Origin of the sequence: Haloferax sp. S1W, from assembly GCF_044593955.1 — an archaeon.
Lineage (GTDB): Archaea > Halobacteriota > Halobacteria > Halobacteriales > Haloferacaceae > Haloferax.
Map to the genome: position 1 here is coordinate 264,494 of NZ_CP172596.1, position 18,229 is coordinate 282,722.

General features: G+C 58.6%; 13 protein-coding genes. 6 read left to right on the plus strand and 7 right to left on the minus strand.

What is annotated here, in order from left to right; translation table 11 throughout:
* Window positions 1-132 precede the first annotated feature (132 nt).
* Window positions 133-1,656, minus strand: coding sequence for a lipopolysaccharide biosynthesis protein (locus tag ACH9L7_RS17350; RefSeq protein ID WP_396613394.1), 1,524 nt, complete (start codon window positions 1,654-1,656; stop codon window positions 133-135).
* 366 nt (window positions 1,657-2,022) lie between these two features.
* Here ACH9L7_RS17350 and wecB point away from each other — a divergent pair, with 366 nt between their 5' ends.
* On the plus strand, window positions 2,023-3,096 hold the full coding sequence (gene wecB / locus ACH9L7_RS17355) for a non-hydrolyzing UDP-N-acetylglucosamine 2-epimerase (protein ID WP_396613395.1): 1,074 nt from the start codon (window positions 2,023-2,025) through the stop codon (window positions 3,094-3,096).
* 84 nt (window positions 3,097-3,180) lie between these two features.
* Here wecB and ACH9L7_RS17360 read toward each other — a convergent pair whose 3' ends face one another.
* The 3 genes from ACH9L7_RS17360 to ACH9L7_RS17370 are packed head-to-tail and all read right to left on the minus strand — an operon-like array spanning window position 3,181 to window position 6,936.
* Complete coding sequence (locus tag ACH9L7_RS17360; RefSeq protein ID WP_396613396.1) at window positions 3,181-4,389, minus strand: antibiotic ABC transporter permease; 1,209 nt, start codon at window positions 4,387-4,389, stop codon at window positions 3,181-3,183.
* Window positions 4,386-5,912: an alkaline phosphatase family protein gene (locus ACH9L7_RS17365; protein ID WP_396613397.1), complete on the minus strand. Its 1,527-nt coding sequence runs from the start codon at window positions 5,910-5,912 to the stop codon at window positions 4,386-4,388. The genes ACH9L7_RS17360 and ACH9L7_RS17365 overlap by 4 nt, the downstream gene beginning before the upstream one ends.
* Window position 5,913: 1 nt before the next feature.
* Window positions 5,914-6,936, minus strand: a complete 1,023-nt coding sequence (locus ACH9L7_RS17370; protein WP_396613398.1) for a GNAT family N-acetyltransferase — start codon at window positions 6,934-6,936, stop codon at window positions 5,914-5,916.
* A gap of 314 nt (window positions 6,937-7,250) precedes the next feature.
* On the opposite strand from ACH9L7_RS17370, the gene ACH9L7_RS17375 reads away from it, so the two are divergent.
* On the plus strand, window positions 7,251-8,357 hold the full coding sequence (locus ACH9L7_RS17375; protein ID WP_396613399.1) for a DUF354 domain-containing protein: 1,107 nt from the start codon (window positions 7,251-7,253) through the stop codon (window positions 8,355-8,357).
* A 44-nt stretch (window positions 8,358-8,401) separates the two neighbouring features.
* Here the strand turns inward: ACH9L7_RS17375 and ACH9L7_RS17380 are convergent, their stop codons facing one another.
* Window positions 8,402-9,289: a polysaccharide deacetylase family protein gene (locus tag ACH9L7_RS17380; RefSeq protein WP_396613400.1), complete on the minus strand. Its 888-nt coding sequence runs from the start codon at window positions 9,287-9,289 to the stop codon at window positions 8,402-8,404.
* A gap of 358 nt (window positions 9,290-9,647) precedes the next feature.
* On the opposite strand from ACH9L7_RS17380, the gene ACH9L7_RS17385 reads away from it, so the two are divergent.
* The 3 genes from ACH9L7_RS17385 (at window position 9,648) to ACH9L7_RS17395 (ending at window position 13,982) form a co-directional block, all read left to right on the plus strand.
* Entirely contained in the window at window positions 9,648-10,727 is a 1,080-nt protein-coding gene (locus ACH9L7_RS17385; RefSeq protein WP_396613401.1) for a DUF1616 domain-containing protein, read from the plus strand.
* Window positions 10,728-10,772: 45 nt separating this feature from the next.
* On the plus strand, window positions 10,773-12,710 hold the full coding sequence (locus ACH9L7_RS17390; protein WP_396613402.1) for a hypothetical protein: 1,938 nt from the start codon (window positions 10,773-10,775) through the stop codon (window positions 12,708-12,710).
* 165 nt (window positions 12,711-12,875) lie between these two features.
* Window positions 12,876-13,982 carry a glycosyltransferase family 4 protein gene (locus ACH9L7_RS17395; RefSeq protein WP_396613403.1) on the plus strand — a complete coding sequence of 369 codons (1,107 nt, stop codon included), beginning with the start codon at window positions 12,876-12,878 and terminating at the stop codon, window positions 13,980-13,982.
* Window positions 13,983-13,998: 16 nt separating this feature from the next.
* On the opposite strand, the gene ACH9L7_RS17400 is transcribed toward ACH9L7_RS17395, so the two are convergent.
* Window positions 13,999-15,765 (minus strand): asparagine synthase-related protein, encoded by a 1,767-nt coding sequence (locus ACH9L7_RS17400; protein ID WP_396613404.1) that lies wholly within the window; start codon window positions 15,763-15,765, stop codon window positions 13,999-14,001.
* 207 nt (window positions 15,766-15,972) lie between these two features.
* Here ACH9L7_RS17400 and ACH9L7_RS17405 point away from each other — a divergent pair, with 207 nt between their 5' ends.
* Window positions 15,973-16,392: a VOC family protein gene (locus tag ACH9L7_RS17405; protein ID WP_396613405.1), complete on the plus strand. Its 420-nt coding sequence runs from the start codon at window positions 15,973-15,975 to the stop codon at window positions 16,390-16,392.
* Between the two features lie 115 nt (window positions 16,393-16,507).
* Here the strand turns inward: ACH9L7_RS17405 and ACH9L7_RS17410 are convergent, their stop codons facing one another.
* Entirely contained in the window at window positions 16,508-18,175 is a 1,668-nt protein-coding gene (locus tag ACH9L7_RS17410) for a PAS domain S-box protein (protein WP_396613406.1), read from the minus strand.
* Between the last annotated feature and the right edge of the window lie 54 nt (window positions 18,176-18,229).

Sequence of the window (18,229 nt, forward strand, 5' to 3'; positions counted from 1 at the left end):
TTTACAATCTGGCTGTAAATGTCAGTTAATTTATTTTGTGGGCTGCCGGGTGACTACGACGTTCGAGAACGCTGCGAGTAGGCAGAATATAACTCCGATAGATGGTGTCTACGAACGCGTGCGACTCAGTGGCTACTCCGCCGGGTCTGGTGAGAGGTTCTTGACGATGCCACTGAGATTGCGTCTGATGTCCCAGTCGAACTGCGCTTCGAGTATGATGACTGCGATGGTGTAGAGGACGATTCCTGCGCCCACCAGTATCACGAAGTTGAACATTGACCCGAACGGGAGTTGCGTCTGAACGTACCACACGCCGACGCCCATGAACAGACTGGCGATGCTGGGAAACAGGAACTCGTAGAGAATTACTGTTGGTTTCATGTCCAACTCCCGTGCAGTGATGAGGATGTCGAGCGGCATCATCGGGAAGAAGTACAGGACGGTGACTGCCATTGCCGTCCCCGTGATACCGTATCGGACCGTCAGCGGGTAGATGAGTATCGCCATGAGAAGGACGCGAAGCGCTGAGAGTTTTGTGATGTAGTCAGGACGACCGATGGCCTTCCAGACCGGACTGAACGTTCGGCTGAGTGCACGGAACAGTCCGTAGATAGCGAGGACTTGCATCGCTGGAACCGCAACCATCCACTCCTCGCCGAAAAACGCCAACATGAAGGTCGGTGCGACGACGGCGATGCCCACTGCAGACGGGAACGAGAGGAGTGCGGTGACTCGGAGCGTCTTCCTGAACGCGTTCCTGAGCCTCTCTTGTTTCCCCTGTAACTTCGAAAACGTTGGGAACATCACCGACTCGACGACTCCCGAAATTTCGGTCGCGGGCATATTCGAGAAGCGGTAGGTGTACTGATAGAACGCCAGCATAGTCGGGTTCAGGAACCAGCCAACGAAGGCGTCATCACCTTCGCTGTAAAGGAAATAGAGGATGGACGAACCAGTCATCCATTTCCCGTAGTTGACGAGTTCCTTCGCCACTTCGAGGTCGAATGCTGGCCACGGTCGGTAATCGTTGATGAGGTAGGAGATGAAAAATCGAAGCACGTCGGCAGCGAGAAAGCCAGCGACAAACGACCAGGCGTCGGGTGAGACTAATGCCCAGCTCACGCTGACAACGAAGTGGGAGGCGTCGCCGACCACCTTGTAGACGAATTGCTTGTGAAAATCGAGATTCTTCTGAAAGTAGACCACCCCGGGGTTCTGGAACGCGAGGATAACCGGTGAGAGACCGATGGCCCGTATCGGCCACATCGCGTCAGGTTCGTTGAACACTGTGTTCGCGAGCATCGGCGCGGCGAGAAAAAGCACGAGTCCGATAAGGAGTCCACGTGCAATTTCCATGACCCACGTCGTATTCAGATGCGAGTTGACATCCTCCTCTATTTTCTGAATGAGCGCGGCGTTCAGTCCGATTTTGGTGAACTTCCTCATCGCACTCAGTCCGAGGAGGCCGATACCGACGATACCAAGTTCGTGCGGACCGATAAGCCGAGCCAGTATCACGAGCATCGACAACTGGAACACCCGTCCGAGAACGTTCTGCCCGACTAACCAGATGACACTCTTGACGACCCGTTCTCCGACATCGCCAGACGGGTTCAGCCTCTCGACGAGCGACCGAATCCAGTCGAGGGGACTCATTTTTCGGTGCCTGCCCAAGGTGTAGAGGGACACCACACCATGTGAGAAATCATATTTATGACGTATTACTAGGATTCTCTCTTACCAGCATTGTTATGGAGTGGTTTATCCGCGTGTGGCCTGCTCGCGATTGATTAATTCCTGCTTTCTCGGTATTCGGTTCGGTGCTAGGGTTTTCTCGGTATTCGGTTCGGTGCTAGGATAGTATTATCTCGCCGACTGATTTTGCTGTCTAGGTCTTGTTTCCGTCCTTTCGGCTAGTTACAGGTGTTATCCGGTAATGAATTAATGGGACACCGAACGTCTCGACAGACAATGACGAGAAGCAATTTTCCGACTGATACGATTAGGGAGGGAGCGTAGCCGATGCCCACGCAGACAGTCCTCTCTGTGGTCGGCGCTCGGCCGCAGTTTATCAAAGCGTTCCCCGTGTCTCGACTTCTCCGTGAGCGCTGTTCGGAGGTGCTCGTCCACACTGGGCAGCACTACGACTTCGGTATGTCGGACGTGTTCTTCGACGAGTTGGACATCCCCACGCCCGAGTACAATCTCGGCGTCGGGTCGGCGAGCCACGCAGAACAGACGGCCGAGATGATGCGCAAGCTCGACGAGGTTGTGGTAGCCGAGAACCCTGACCTCGTTCTCGTGTACGGTGACACAAATTCGACACTCGCGGCTACACTCGTCGCAGTGAAGCGTACCATCCCGATCGCACACGTCGAGGCGGGTCTTCGGAGCGGCGACTGGTCGATGCCGGAGGAAGTAAACAGAGTACTCACCGACCACTGTTCGAGTCTGTTGTTCGTCCCCTCTGATTTAGCCGTCAAGACGCTCGCAAACGAGGGAATCACAGCGGGTGTCGTCGTTACTGGCGACGTGATGTACGACGCTATCACGCTCGTTCGAGACCGGGCACGGGACGAATCGACGATTCTCGACGAGGCGGGCGTTGAGCCGGGAGAGTACATCCTGGCGACGGTCCATCGGCAGGCGAACACCGACGACCCGGCCAGACTTGAACGGATCGTTCGTGGGTTCGTCGACGCCCCGCTTCCGGTCGTCTTTACCGTTCACCCGCGGACCGAAGCGGCCCTCAAGCGGAACGGTCTCTGGGAACTCACGACGCGAGAACTCATCGTTCTCGAACCGCTCGGCTATCTCGACTTCGTCCGCCTCGTCGACGATGCTGACCGCGTCGCGACGGACTCTGGCGGGGTTCAAAAGGAGGCGTTCTATCTCGACACCCGGTGTGTGACGCTCAGGGAGGAGACCGAATGGGTCGAAACCATCGAATCGGGGTGGAACGAACTCGTCGGGACAGACACCGACGCAATTCGAACGGCGCTGCGGCGAACGGACGAACTCCCCCCGAAACCGTCGCTGTACGGTGATGGCGACGCCGCCAGACGGATTGTGGATGCCGTCGTCAACGCGCTCTAGATACTTTTCGGCGACACTGGTAACTCGCCCTTTTTGGCGACACTGGTAACTCGACCAACTCGGTGGTGAGACCGGTCTGGACAGTTACTCGGTTGCGCTCGTGAGGTACCGGGACATCCCGTGCGCCATCCACGCTTGACACCATCGCATCAGCGTGATGCGTTTGGTGTAGAATCGATGCTTCTCGTGGTAGAACTCCCCTTTTCCGTTCGAGAGGTTCACGACCGCCCAGCGGATGATCCGCTCTGCGAACTCGTCGCCGAGCATCGAGAACACGACGGCACCTTGGGCGGACGAATGGATGTCGTACGGGTATTCGTTTGCCTCGTCGTATCGTGGGGCACCGTCGTCGGTGAACAGGCCTCGATAGAACGAGAGCGCCTCGTCAAGGGTCGACGTGTATCGGTTCGACCCCGTTATCTCTTGGTACCGAAGCAGCGACTCGACTATGAAGCCGTTGTGGAAGTTGTCCATCGAGAGGTGCGATGTCTCCGGTGGGTCGCGGTACATCCAGCCACCGGTTTTGGTCTGCTGGGCGGCCACGTAGTCGAGGATGTTCGTCGCAGCTTCTCGAAGCCGTTCCTCACCAGCCACGTCGTACAGGTTCAAGAGGAGTCTGGCACCAAGTGCGTTGGCGTTGAGCGTGTAGTACTCGCCCGTGTCGAGGGGTTTGTAATTGATTCGCGCACCGTCAGGGTGCTCCGTGTAGCGCAAGTCGTCGAAGACGAAGTCGGCGGACGTAAGCGCGACATCGCGGTAGTGGTTGCCGAGGTGGTCGGCCGCCATAAGGAGCGCCTGTACCGCGTATGTCGTCCCGACAATGCCGGGGACGTTGGGCATGTTTCGATACTCCAACCCCTGTAGGGGATGTTTGTGTCCACCACAGAACCCGCTGTAGCCCGTACTCTGGTTCTCGATAAGCCAGTCGACCAGTTCCTGTGCGTCGTCGATGAAGCGCTCTTGATGCGTGTGTTCGTAGGCGCGTAGATTCGCGATGGCGAACAGCGCGACGCCCATGAAGTTCCGCCGTTGCTCGACGGCGAGGAGCGGACGGATATTGATGGGTGCTCGGCGGACCGATTGCTGGAATGCGAGGTTCACCCACGTGTTGTCTATGGGGAGCGCTTGCAGTATGCGACTGCTCTCACCGTCGTAAAGGTCCCAACCGCGATAGTCGCGCACTCTGGCGTAGTCGAGGGTATTCACGAGGTGGTGGAGTACCCACTCGGTAGGAACCTGTTCAGGTTCAGCGTGGTCGGACCACGCGATGACGCCGTTCCGGACAGGTTTCATTCGAGATACCCGAGGTCTTCGAGGCGGCGTTTTAGTTCTCCGTCGTCTGTTGTCGTGTCGTCGCTTGTGGCGGCGATTGGCGCTCGCTGTCTTGTTTCAGGGAGTCCCTCGTAGAACGGTTCTGCGAACGCCTCGCCGTCGAGGTCCGTTGGAACCGGGCAGTCGAAATACCGGAGGACGGTCGGTGCGATGTCGAGAATCGACCGCGCCGAGAGTTCTCCAGCGGTGACGTCGGGACCGTGGACGAGTAACATCCCGGTTGGGTGATTGCCAGAGGTCCACGAGGTGACCTGTCGCTCGACGACAGACGGGGTGATACCGCCGTATATCTCCCATGCGTCGGTGGGAATGAGCATCAAGTCCGGTGCCTTGTCGATGTGTGGGCCGTCGTAGACATCCTCCGCGAACATGACCGCCTCGAAGGGGGATTCGCCATCGATTGTGATGGACTCCAGTTCCGCTTTCAGGTCCGCGCGGAACCGCTCGTAGTCGTCGCCGAGGCGGTCCCGATTGATGTAGAGCGGTCCCTGACTGAGCGCGACTGCGTCCGTTTCGTCCCACTGCACCCGGTTCGCGAGTTCGAACGTCGGAATCGGGTATCCGGACTTTACGATTCGTTTGTAGAGTGACTTCGGCAGCACGGTTCTGGCGAGCATCCCAGCTGTCCGGATGGATATTCCAACACGGTTCAGAAGTGAGTAGAGGCCGCCAGTAACGCCGTCACCCGTCCGGCGTTCGATAGAGAGATACCCCTTGTCGAGGAGATACTTGTTCACGACGAAGGTGTGGTCGATGTGTGAGTGCCCGTGGTCGGAATAGATAATCTTCGTCAGATCGTCGGGGAGTTCTCCGAGGTACTCGTCTATCAGGACCCATCCACGTTCGGTCTCTGGACCGTCGCCGAAGTGGTGCTGAAGGACGTTGATGTAGAAGATTGTCAGGTGGATGTAGTCATATCCTTCGTCGAGTAAGTCGAAGAGCAACTCGAACCGAGAGCGAATCAGGTCGAGGGCCTCGTCGACACCACCGGGAGCGTGTACGTCGTCGACACCGACCTGCCAGCCGTACTCGTCGTTGAGTCGGTCCTGCATCTCGGGTGGATACGTCATCGGTTCGTCTTCCAGCTCGACTTCGAACGGCGCACCGAATCCCGAAACCATGGTCCCGTGTATCTTCGTCGGTGGGTACGTCATCGGGACGTTCACGATGGCGGTCCGGCGTCCAGCCTCCGAGAGGTAGTCCCACGTGTCCGCCGTGTCAAATGAGTTCGCGGTCGGTGACGTGATGCGTCCCGTCTCACGGTCGAGGTTGAGCCACCAGTACACACCCACCTTGCCCGGGTTCTTGCCAGCGGTCGAACACCGCCACGCGGGACAGGTGACCGGGGGAAGAACCGTCTGAAGCGGCGCACGAGTGCCCTCCGCGACTATTTTCGAGAGGTTCGGAAGCTTCCCTTCGTCCATCATTCGGTCGAGTTTGTGCCATGCGGCCCCATCGAGACCGAGTGTGAGTAGTTTCGTCATATTATCTGAACCTCCGGTACAGGTCGGAGACGACGCTCATCGTCCGCGTCCCACGCTCGATTTCGAAGTAGAGGTTGGTCTTGGGGTTGAACTTCGCTTTGTATCGACAGAGGTGTCGGGTGTTCGCCCCGACAAAGTTGCAGGTCGACTTCCCGGCGGCTATGCCATCGACCATCGACCGCCAGTTCAGCAGGTCGTTGATGGGAACGTCGATGTCGATGTCGGGTTTCGGTGAGCCCTGCCAGAGGGTCACCCCGTCCGCTGAGTGGAGCGTCAGTCGGCCGCTAACGGGTTGGCCGTCGACTTCCGCGACGTAGACGCGGAGGCTTCCGTCGGGGAGCGTGTCGTAGAGGTCTTTGATGTACTGTGGTTTGAGCACGAGGCCACCGCCGCCCTTGTCGTACCGTGAGTTGATTCGTTCGAGGACGTAGTCTATCCCTTCGAACCCACGCTCTTCGATGACGTACGCGTCGTCAGGAGTGTTTTGAATCGACGTTCTGGCGTCACGAGTGAATCCATCAAGTAACGTTGCCTCACCGAGCGAGAGGTCGATGTCGTAGGTGTACTTCGGCGTAACCGTGAACTCGTTCCACTGGAAGGGTCGCACGTCATTGTAACTCGCCTGCGTGACGACGTGGGAGTACTTCGGATCGAGATTCTCTTCCATCCACGAGACGCATCCTTCGACGAAGGCGAGATTTCGCTTCTCGAACCGGCGCTGTTTGAGCTTCTGATAGTTAAAGAGTACCGGCCCGAGGTTCGGAATCCCCATCCCCGGCGGCGGCGAAAACGCGGTCGTAACCGGTCCCTTCGAGATTTCGTAAACCGGAAACACGCCGACTGGCTCTTGGCCTTTGTACCCCACGAGCGGATGTAGCGTCGCACCACTGTGTGCTTCGATGACGCGGAGAACGTCGTAGCGGTGGAAGAGAGACCCCATCGGGGACTGTTCGACCAAGTCATCCCACGTTCCATCGAGGCCGTCGAGTGCCGTGTCGCTGGCCCGAGTGATCTCGACGCTCACATCCGCCCCCAGTGGTGGACAGTTCTCTGAATCGGACCCTCAAAACGGGTACCGTTCACTGTCGAATACATATACATAGCTGGTTCAGTTGCTTGAAACACCGCCTGCGTTCCATTTCGTTATATGTAGAATACCCGTCTCACGGGGAGAGTCAGAGACTCGGTTTCACTGGTTACGAGGGTGAGAACCGTCGTTTTCGGGGACCGTTCGAGTACGGCAGTTGCCGCCGACGAACAAGTGTCCGAACGACGCTGACCAGGCTCCGTTTATTCACCTCTTAACGAGGGTGTGTGAGAGCGTACGTGTCGCAGACGATGAGATACGCCTTTTTCACGAATACGCCCGCACACGTGCATCTCTACAAACATGCTGTCCGGAGACTTGAGGCCGACGGGCACGAGGTTCTTGTCCTCGGACGTGAGTACGGGTGTACGAAGTCGCTGCTGACGTACTACGGCCTCCCGTACGAAATCTACGGCAAGGTTGAAACGAACAAGTATTCGCTTGTACGGGAGTTGCCGAGCCACTATGCGACGATTCTACGCCGCATCCGAAAATTCGACCCCGACCTCATCTTCGGGATGGGTGGCTACGCAGCACACGCGGGGGCGGTCAGTCGTACACCGGTGGTCCTCATCCTCGACTCCGAACCGACGTCGTTCGACCACTTCGTCTCTCGCCCGTTCGCTGACCTCATGATGACGCCCTACACGTTCGGCAAAGACCTCGGTCCCAAGCACTACCGGTTTGACGGATTCAAAGAAACCGCATACCTCCACCCCGACGTGTACGAACCGAACCCCACCGTCCGCGAGCATCTGGGTGTTGAACCGGATGAACCGTTTGCAATCGTCCGATTCAACGCGTTCGGGTCGCACCACGACGTGGGGCACAAGGGGTTTCCCCCGGCCCATCGCATCGAACTTATCGAACGACTCAGCGACCACGTCACTGTCTTCGTCACGGATGAGGGTGAGGACGTAAATCTCGACGACTTGCCGGCGCGTCCCTACGACATCCATCCAGCGCTCCTCCACGATGCACTCGCAGAAGCACGCGTTTTCGTCGCCGACACGCAGACGATGGTCACTGAAGCGGCATTACTCGGGACGCCGGCGATTCGCTCGAACTCGTTCGTCGGCGAGAACGACATGGGGAACTTCGTCGAACTGGAACGACAGGGGCTCATTCGCAACCTCAGCGAATTCGACGACGTGGTGGCGACTGCTGTCAGGTTTGCTAGTGACCCTCGCATTGAACAACAGTGGTTGACCCGGCGAAACGAGTACGTCGAGACGCTCGTGAACCTCACGGACCTCATCGTTGACGTGGCAACAGACATGTCCACGCTTGGATACGTGAAGCGGCCGTCCGAAGATGAACGGCTGTCCGATGAGACCACGGCCGGTATCGAAGCCTGAGAACCCCCTTTCAACCACCATTCGAGTCTGCTTGACGCGGGCGACTATCCGCTTCCAACGACGCTCTCGTCTTCCAGCACGAACTGTTCATAGCAGTCGAGCGGTGGACCGACCCACCCATTGCAGTCGAGCGCGTACTGGACGAGGTGTCGATAGAGGCGCTTGTACCCCGGAAATTCTTTCTCGTTGAAGTAGCGAGGATGCCACAGTACCGTCATGACGGCGTTGTTTGCTGCGGCTTCGTCGACCAGTGTTTCACATGCGGACTGGGCCGCCTCGAAGTCGGTTCCCGGGTCCGGAAGTGCGACTTCCATTGCGGTCAGTGGGAAGAGGGCGAAGTCGTCATCGAAGGGGAATAGTGGGTCATACCCGTGGAGAAACCCGGCCGACGAGCGTGACCCGAGACTCGCGTCGTACCGGAAGCCGAGTTCTCGCTGCGCACGCCACGTTTCCGGACCGAGTTTGAGGTGGTGCTGCCGGCCGCCGTACACCTCGTGGCCGAGAATCGACTCCAGCACTCGTTTTTCGACTCCGAGTCGGTCGGGATTGGTGTCCGTGTGGAACGACCCGTGTACCCCGACTTCCCATCCACCGTCGTCAAGACTCCTGAGGATGCGCACGAGGTCGCCGTCAGTCACGTCGTACCGTCCTGCGTGTTCGATGAGATTCTCTATCCGAACCCACTCGTTCGGCGGTTGCGTCGCGAACAGGCTCGGTTCGTTCAGGATATAGAACGCCGACCGAACACCGAGATCGGCTTCGAGGGCCATGATGTCCTCGAACTGCCAGTATGGTTCAATCCCCGGTCTGAGCGTCCCGAGGTGATACAATGGCCGCTCTGTGAGCGCGAAAAAGAAGCTCTGGTAGGTCTTGTACGGTCGGTCAACGTCGTGTGTCAGACAGAGCGCGAAGTCGGCAGACTCGAACTGCACGTCACACACCCCACCGTCGCACCTGTTCGTTCGCACGGTACTCGGGTACGAAGACTAAAGAGGGGAGTCGTTTGGACATAATTCGGCTCTACTGCGTCGTCGTTACCTGTCACAACGTTCGTTCGCCACGTATCTATTCAGCTCCTAACCGGGCGATTCTGCGAGGGCTACTCACGCTGTTCGGTTGTCGTAGCGATGGTGGCTGGGTCCTTCGAGCCGCATTCTCGTCAGTACGTGCTCCCCGACCGAACGAGTAAACTAGATGATATGATAATCCGTCATACAGACTGCTCGTGTCGTTTTTACAGTTACTATGACTATAACAAAACAGAATCGTCACCGACTCTCAAGGGATTAAATGGCTCCCTACTCAACTGGCCGGCTCACCGACGATGTCGTCGACGTCGTCTGGCCGGTTCTGGTGCTTTTGCTCCTCTTGGTCGTTGCGGTGGCTCTTTCGGCCGGATCGCCGCTTCGACTGCTCATCGCCCTGATTGCGGTACTGGTGTTTCCGGGATATGTCCTTTCGCTGGTCGTGTTTCCACTCAGAACAACCGACCGCGACGGATCATTCGGTCGTCATCGATCTGAAGACGATTGGTTCCTCCCGGGTCTTCGGAAGGTCGAACGGTGGGCCGTCGCGGTCGGGTTCAGCATCGCTCTCATGCCCGTGTACGGGTTCCTCATCGCGATTACTGGACTCTCGTATGCGGTCGATTTGGTCGTGCTGGTCGTCCTCTCTGTCTCGGCGGTGTTCGCGCTCCTCGCATTCGTCAGGCGTCACCGACTTCCGTCTAACACCGACATTTCGGTGCCTGTCAGACCCGCTCCAATACGGGTCTTGCGTACTCTCGCTGGGTCACGGGGGAAACTGCCACCTTCGACCGTCGTCGTCACCGTGACGCTCATGGTCGCAGTCGCGACGCTAGTTGTCGGTCTCACAGCCCCACCTGAGAGTCCGGCGTACACGAGTGCCTCGTTGTTGACCGCGGGTCCTGACGGTGAACTGGTCGCCGAAGGGTATCCACACGACCTTGCGCCCGACGAACGGGCAGACCTCGTGTTGGTTCTCACCAATCATGAACGTACCACCGTCGAGTATACTGTCATCGCCCAGTCTCAGATGGTCGCTACCGATGGAACTGTCACGGAGCGTCGGCACATCGACCAGTTCTCTGTCCGGTTGCGTGACGGTGAGACGTGGGAACGCCCACACCGGATTGCGCCCCTGATGGGTGGCGACCGTGTCCGACTCGTGTACCTCGTCTACCGTGGTGCTCCTCCGTCGGAACCGACGATAGATAACGCCTATCGGAGTTTGACACTCTGGGTCAGGGAACCGTTGCCCGGGGAGTCGTCACAGACAGAGGCCGCACTCTCGCCAAACGACCAGTGGATGAGAGAATCGGCGGCTAGACCGAGACTAGTTGTGGGATAGCTAATGAGTAACCAAGCTCCGGATACAACAGATAAGGAAACACACATGATACAGTTGATTTCGTCGGTATTGAAGGGCTACACGAACCGGTACTCGTTCGAGACGAGTACCAACCTCCAAACCGCGAATACGATAGTGCTGGTACTGGGTAATCTCGCATTCATCGCCGCCGTTTTGGTGGCTCGTTCGGCGCCTGCGAATGGATACGAAGTGGACATCTACCGGGCGACGCCACTCCTCTTTTGGGTTGGCGTCGGCGTCGCACTGGTCTCAGCAGTGTGGGTTCTCTCTCATCCATCGGACGATATCTCCTGGTACGCAGCGCTCGTTCTCACTGGTATCTCTGGCCTCTCGATACCTGCGTTACCGATCATCCGCGGATATTTTTTCTACGGTCTCACCGACGCGCTCAACCACCTCGGCTGGGCGCGCGAGTTAGTTGCCGGAACGACGACGTTCTTCAGTGATATCTATCCCGCGTCGCACGTCTTCTCCGGGGTACTCTCGGTACTCGGCGGGACGCCACTCGAACGCGGGATGCTGCTCGTCGTTCTGGTCCTCCTTGTGAGTTATGTCGTGTTCTCGGTGCTCGTAATTCGGGAGATTCTACCGACGCGAACTGCGACCAGTGTTGCGCTCGTCGCTGCGCTGTTATTCTTGCCGGTTAACCACGTGGCGCTGGCACCCCACTTCCACACGTACTCGCTCGCGACGTTCTTCTTCCCATTCGTGTTGTTTCTCTTCGTCAAGCATGTCACGTCGTCTGGGCCAGACCCAACTCTCCCACGTCGCCTCTCGTCGACGGATCTCGGAGTTATCTTCGGTGGTACGGCTATCATAGTTTTCCACCCGCAGGTGGCAGCCAACGTCATCGTCCTTCTGGGAACAGTCGCGCTGGTGCAGTTCGTTGCCCGACGGCGATACCCGAAGACGCTCTTCGCTCAGTCGAAACCTGTCTACGGCCAGTTCATCTTCCTAACTGTCGTATTCCTTGCTTGGAACATCCAGTACAACGCGATTTTCGCCTTATCCACCTCGCTCACCGAGTCTCTCATCGGCATGCTGAACGGGACGGACGAGGCAGGACGGCAGATAATCGCCGACCGTGCAGAATCGGCAGAAGGTGCGGGAACAGGCCTCGTCACCCTCTTCTTCAAAATCTTCCTCAGTAAAACGGTGTTCGTCCTCGCCGCCGCCGCTGTCGTCGGAAAGCGACTGCTGTCATACCTGAGTGCCCGGTCTAGCCAGCACGAGTCTTCCAACGCGCAGTTCGGTGACCAAGCCAAACCTACCACCAAGAGTGATACTGTCGTCGCCCTCTTCGCCGTCTCTGGTGTCTCTCTCGCGGTGTTCTTCGTTGCGCACTACTTCGGAGGCGCTCAGGGGTACTTCTTCCGCCACGCCGGATTCGGGATGGTCCTCGCGATGGTCGTCGCCACTGTCGGCTTCGTTCAACTCGGTGAGAGGATGAAGAACGCCGGTGGATCGCTTCGGTCCGCGGTGTTCGTCTTGGCCACCGTCGCGCTCGTGGTCTCGATGGCGGCATTCTTCGCCTCACCGTACCTGTCGCTTCCCACCGGCCACGTCTCCGAGCAACAGTACGAAGGACACGCGACGACGTTCGAATACGCTGGCGACAGTGCAGCGTTTGCGGCGCTCCGGACTGGTCCTGAGCGCTACTACGACGCCAGAGGTGCGAATCTGGACAACCGGCTGCGTTGGGCGATTTATCCTGAGGACATGGGCCCGGAATTACGAGACGTTCGGGAGCACGACTTCCCACAAAAGGACTTCTACTACCTGATACTCACGAAGACGGACCGGGATAGGGAGTTAATCGCGTACAACGGCCTGCGGTTCACCGCAGAGGACTTCGATTCGGTTCCCAATCAGGAGGGCGTCAGTCGCGTCTACACGAACGGAGAAGTCGAGTCCTATCAGGTGCTGTATTCGACTGCGGAGACGGACGGTCCCGGCGAATAGAGAGGGACACTGACGCGGTCTCTTTCACACACAAGACCGGCCCGTTCCGAGAGATTGGGACCAGTGTGTACCACGACGACCACCCCGAGAGACGCCGATAAACACACCCCAGACGCCGTTACGGGTCGTATTACTTTGATTTCCCTCGACAAGACTGGGTATAGAATGGATTCCATTAGCGTGCTCATTGTCGGGCCTGCGGACCGAAAGTCGGGAGGTATCGCACGGTATATCTCTGCGCAACTGCGGCAGTTAGACGACCACCTTTCTCTCGACCTGTACAGTACCACGACTGCCTCGACGGACTCACCGCTCGGGTTCCTTCGTGGTACCCTCGACACTCTCGCTGGCTGGATTCGGTTCCCGTTCCGAGCGCGCCCCGACGTCGTCCACGTCCACACGTCGCACTACTTCTCGTTCTATCTCTCGTCGTTCTACGTGCTCTACTCGGCGTACGTCTGGAACCGCCCGGTGATTCTCCACGTTCACGGCTCGTCGTTCGACGAGTTCGTTCAGGATGCGACTGGCCCACTCGCGTGGTTCCAGTCAGTCGTGTTCGACGCGGCGGCGGCCGTCGTCGTCCTCTCGGACTACTGGAAGCAGGTACTCTCGGTTCGCGTCGCTCCCGAGAAATTGGTCGTGATTCCGAACGCCGTCGCAACCGACGAGTACGACTCGCACGAATTGGGCGAGACACAACATCTGGTATTCGTCTCGAACCACGTCGAACGGAAGGGTATCGTCGAAGCCACCGAGGCGATTGCCCGCCTGTACGACGAGGGGGTACAATTCAAGACCACGATAGCTGGTACGGGACCGCTTTCACACCACGCCGAGAGATTGGCGGCCGACTACGACAGCGTGGAGTACGTCGGCTACATCTCCGAAGACGAAAAACGAGCATTGCTCAGCGAGGGTTCGGTCTACCTCCTCCCGACGCACGCCGAAGGGCTACCCATCGCAATCCTCGAAGCGATGGCTGGTGGCAATACAATCGTCTCGACGACTGTCGGTAGTATTCCGTCGGTCGTCGACGCTAAAAACGGCGTGCTCGTCCCTCCGGGCGACGTCGATGCACTCACCTCCGCGCTCGAAACCGTACTCACTGACTCTGAGTCGACGCGGCGCATGGGCGACGCGAGCCGGTCACGCGTTGAGGCTGAGTACTCGTGGGCGACGGTGACTGACGACCTCATCTCGCTCTACCGCCGCGTGCTGAACGTATCTGACATGCGAACTCGTCCGAAATCAACTCTCGCCGTCGAAGAGTAAGGGGTTAAAACCCTTGTCACTGCTCCAGAATCCGTTGGATGAACAGTTCGACGGTTGTGACTTGCGCGAGGAAGGCGAGTCTGTCGGCCTTCTTTCGCATGTGTTCCTGTCTGATGTCGACGATGGCGTCGCCGTCGAATAGTGAGCGGTCGCCCGCTGACCAGAGCAGGCCGTCGATGTAACGTTGGAACGTGTCGTTGTCTCGGTACCAGCTTCCGATGTCGCTCGACGAGAGTCCGCGTTGCACGACGTTTTTCGCCACAAACCCAACACCGTGGGCAGCGTAGGGGTACGACGGCGGTAACTGGGTCCCTTCGTATGGAATGTTCGCCAGCGACCCGTCGCGGTCCAGCATCCGCATCAGTTTCAACTTCATCGGCGACGGAACGTGGGGAATCGGGCTTCCCTTGTACAGGAATGGTTGGGTCCGGTATTCGATGGGCAGTTGGCTGGCGAGTTCCAGGAGGCGGTTGTTTGGGAGTTGCTCTCGCGTTCCGAACCGTGCCCGCGCGATTTTGTTCGAAAGGAAGTGCTTCCGAGGCGTGTAGTTCATGTTGGTAACCCCGAGAATTCGTGAATTCCGGTCGGTGTACGGACTCGCCCGAACCTCGTCGATAAACGTGTCTTTCGGCTCAACGTCGCCTGTCAGCACGTTTTTGACCATCCCACCGTCCCAGAGAGCGTGCATGTCGTAGAGTACGTCTCCGGGGTATGACATCCCGCTGAGTCGTTTCGAACCAACGTGTTCGCCGCAGAGTATCGCCGACCCGGAGCCTTCACACATGACTCCCATCCCGTTCGGCTTGACATCAAAGACGGCAGATAGGTTCACCATCGTATTCCAGCCAACGAGGCCGTCGCTGATGTCGACGAGGTCGGCGATTCGATTGACGATAACATCGGGAGTGTGTGACAGCACCGTGTGTTCGACGCCGAGTGCTTCCGAAACGTCACTCGCTATTTCGAGGTCGGTGCGGAACGGGCCGAATTCTGCTGTCCCGAGTGGCCGGTTGTACGTGAACGTCCGGAACGGTTTGTCGACGGTGTGGAGCGCCGCGGCGAACATCCGGCTGTCGAGTCCCCCCGAAAGCCAGAGCCCAGTCGGGCCAGTGATGGTTCGTGCGATGTCTTTGACGGCACCCTCGTAGGCTTGCGCGAAGGTCTCGACGAAGTCTACGCCGTCGTACCTTCCGAAGGAGAACTGCCAGTAGGGGTGTTCTTCCCACTCTCCGTTCTCGTAGCGGACGTAACTTGCCGGGCGGAGCGATTTCACTTCCTGAACGAGTGTCTTGTCCCCCCAGACGTGCGCCATCAGCAGGATGTCGGAGGCTGCTTGTTCGTCGAGCGTCGGGTCGTCGACGGCCTGCACCACCGCCGAGAGCTCGGACCCAAACACGAACGGGTCGTCGACGGTGTAGTACAACGGCCTCGTCGCCATCTTGTCCGTGGCGATGATGGTTCTCCCCGACAACTGGTCCATACAGGCGAGCGAGAACGGCCCGTTCAGTCGCGGCAGCACGTCCCCGGGCGCGTCGAGTAGCCGCCGAACGAGGTCCGGCGTAAAGTCGATGTCCTCGTTGGAAATCACCCCGTAGACGATACCCGAGACAGACCCGTCCTCGACGATTGTGTGCCCGGACGGGTCCCGTTCGCCGTGGTGGATGACGCCGAATGGGACATCCGTAGACAGCCGGTGTTCGTCGTGGATATCCCATCGATATGTGGACGAGGAGAGAACGGACGCACTGGGAGCGTCCTCGTTTCCGCCGAAAACCCCTGGCATACTATTCTGTAGTAATAGTTCGGGGATTGTTATATGCGCGCTACCTAGATGTTCGAACCCCGGTACGGCCCCGCTAAGCCCCCCCGAGCGGGAGAATGGTGAATAAGTGGCCGACGAGAGAGCCTTCCCGCTATCGTTTCGGTTCGTCGGTGCGCGAGCCCTCCGCGCGAACGAAGCGCCTATCTGGGAGTCGCTCGCAGGGTGACTGTGACCAGCGTCATCGCACATCACGTCGGTATCACGGTTCGTGACCTCGACCGCACAGTCGAATTCTACCGCGACGTACTCGGTCTGTCGGTCATCGACACGTTCTCCGTCTCCGGTGAGGCCTTCTCGACTGCCGTGGACGTTCCGAACGCGACCGGTCGATTTGCCCACCTCGACGGGGGCGATGTCCGGGTCGAACTCGTCGAGTACGACCCCGAAGGAGAGGCGACTCCCGAAGCCGAACTCAACCGTCCGGGAGCCACACACCTCGGGCTCTCGGTTGACGACGTTGACGCCACAGTCGAGCAATTCCCGTCACATGTCGAGACAGCCAGCGACCCGCAAACCACCGAGAGCGGCACCCGAATCGTGTTCGTACGGGACCCGGAAGGAAATCTCGTCGAACTGCTCGACGCCTAACTCGCTGGCCTCCCCGACTCGGTACTCGGACGTCCCGTCGAGACTCCCGTTGCCGCCTTTCGACCTGTCTATTTTCTCGTCTACTTCGTAGTTGGTGTCTTCATCCTCGTTACCGTCACGAGTCTCTTCGGCGTCTATCCGCCCATTCTTCACTACCTTCGTCGGTTCCAACCTCACCTGCGGCATCCCGCGGGAGTTCGAGTATCACCGCTGACCCGCCGAGGGCTGTCGTGTCGAGTCGGATACTCCCACCGGCTTTGGTGGCGACCCACTGAACGAGCCACAATCCCATCCCAGTACCGTGTTTGAGTGGCGTCTCTTCACCGTGTTTGACTACCTCCCACTCGGTTTTCGGGATTCCAGGACCGTCGTCCTCGACTCGGACGACGAATCGAGACTCGTCCGTTGGACTCCGGTATGCGCTGATGTGAACTGTCTGGCCGCCGTGCTGGAGTGCGTTTTCGACGAGTTCCTCGATAGCGACGCCGACGCGACTGTCGACGTGTTCGGACAGATTCGGTTCGACGGTAACCCGTATCGTCGAGTCGGGGTGTCGCGATTGGACGCTCGAAGCTCCATCGTCGATGAGTCGCTTGGCGTCGGCCGTGTACCCATCCGATTCGAGTAGTTCGGCGACGGTTCGTGCCTTCTCGGCGAGTGACGAGAGGTCCCCCGCCGCGTCGACGATGACCGCGGCTTCTTCGTCGATCATCTGGTCGTCCGTGTCGCGTCGAACCATCTCGGCGTACCCCTCGATGACGTTCATCCGGTTTCGAAGGTTGTGGCGGAGCATCCGATTGAGGACGCTGAGTCGTTGCTGTGTCAACTCCGTCTCAGTGATGTCCGACTGGATGGCGACGTACCCGATGCACTCGTCGTCCTGCTTAATCGGCGCGATGGTCTGTGCCGCCGTGTAGAACTCTCCGTTTTTTCGCTTGTCGACGATTCGTTCTTGCCACGTCTCGCCAGATTCGATGGTTCGCCAGAGCCGCGAGTAGTACTGGTCGTCCATCTCGCCGGAGTTGAGTATCTTCGGCGTGTGACCGATGGCTTCCTCTCGGGAGTAGCCGGTAATCCGCTCGAATGCCGGATTGACGTAGGTAATCTCTCCATCGGGGTTCGTCAGGTAGATGGCGTGACCCGCCTGTTCGACGGCCATCTCGTATTCGCGGAGGCGACGTTCGCGCGCTTTCTGCTCGGTCGTATCGACGAAGATACCGATGACCTCGCGGACGGTCCCGTCGGCGTCGGAAATCGGGGCCGTAGACAGCGAAAAATCGCGCATCGTTCCGTCTCGCCGTTGGCGCTTGACCCCGACGTTCGAGAGGCCGTCTTCCTCGATTGAACGCGCGAGCGCCGTTCGGAATTCAGACTCTTGTCCCTTCGCGATGGTCGGAAGCGGGTCCCCGATGACTTCGTCTCGCTTCCACCCGAACGTCTGGGTCGCCGCGTCGTTCCATATCGTCACCCGGCCGCTGATGTTGACTGCGAGTATCGGAACCGGAGACGCCGAGATGACGCTCTGGAGGCGATTGAGCGACGCTTCGACCGAGGTTTGGTGACTCGCGATTCGGCGGTTCTTTCGAATGACGAGGAACCAGACGAAGACGCTCGAAACGACCACGAAGAGCAGCCCTTTCGCTAGGGCGGAGGCCGAGACGAGCGGCGTTTCGAAGACGCTCGCGAGTACGAGTTCTCCGCCGAGGATGCCCACGGACCCGAACGCCAGATAGGCAGTGGCGATGGCTCGTGCGTCGAGGGCGTCGAGCGTCGAGTCACCCATTATACTGAGTGGTAAGTAACACGATATTAATAGGTGGTGGGCAGTCTTACGGCG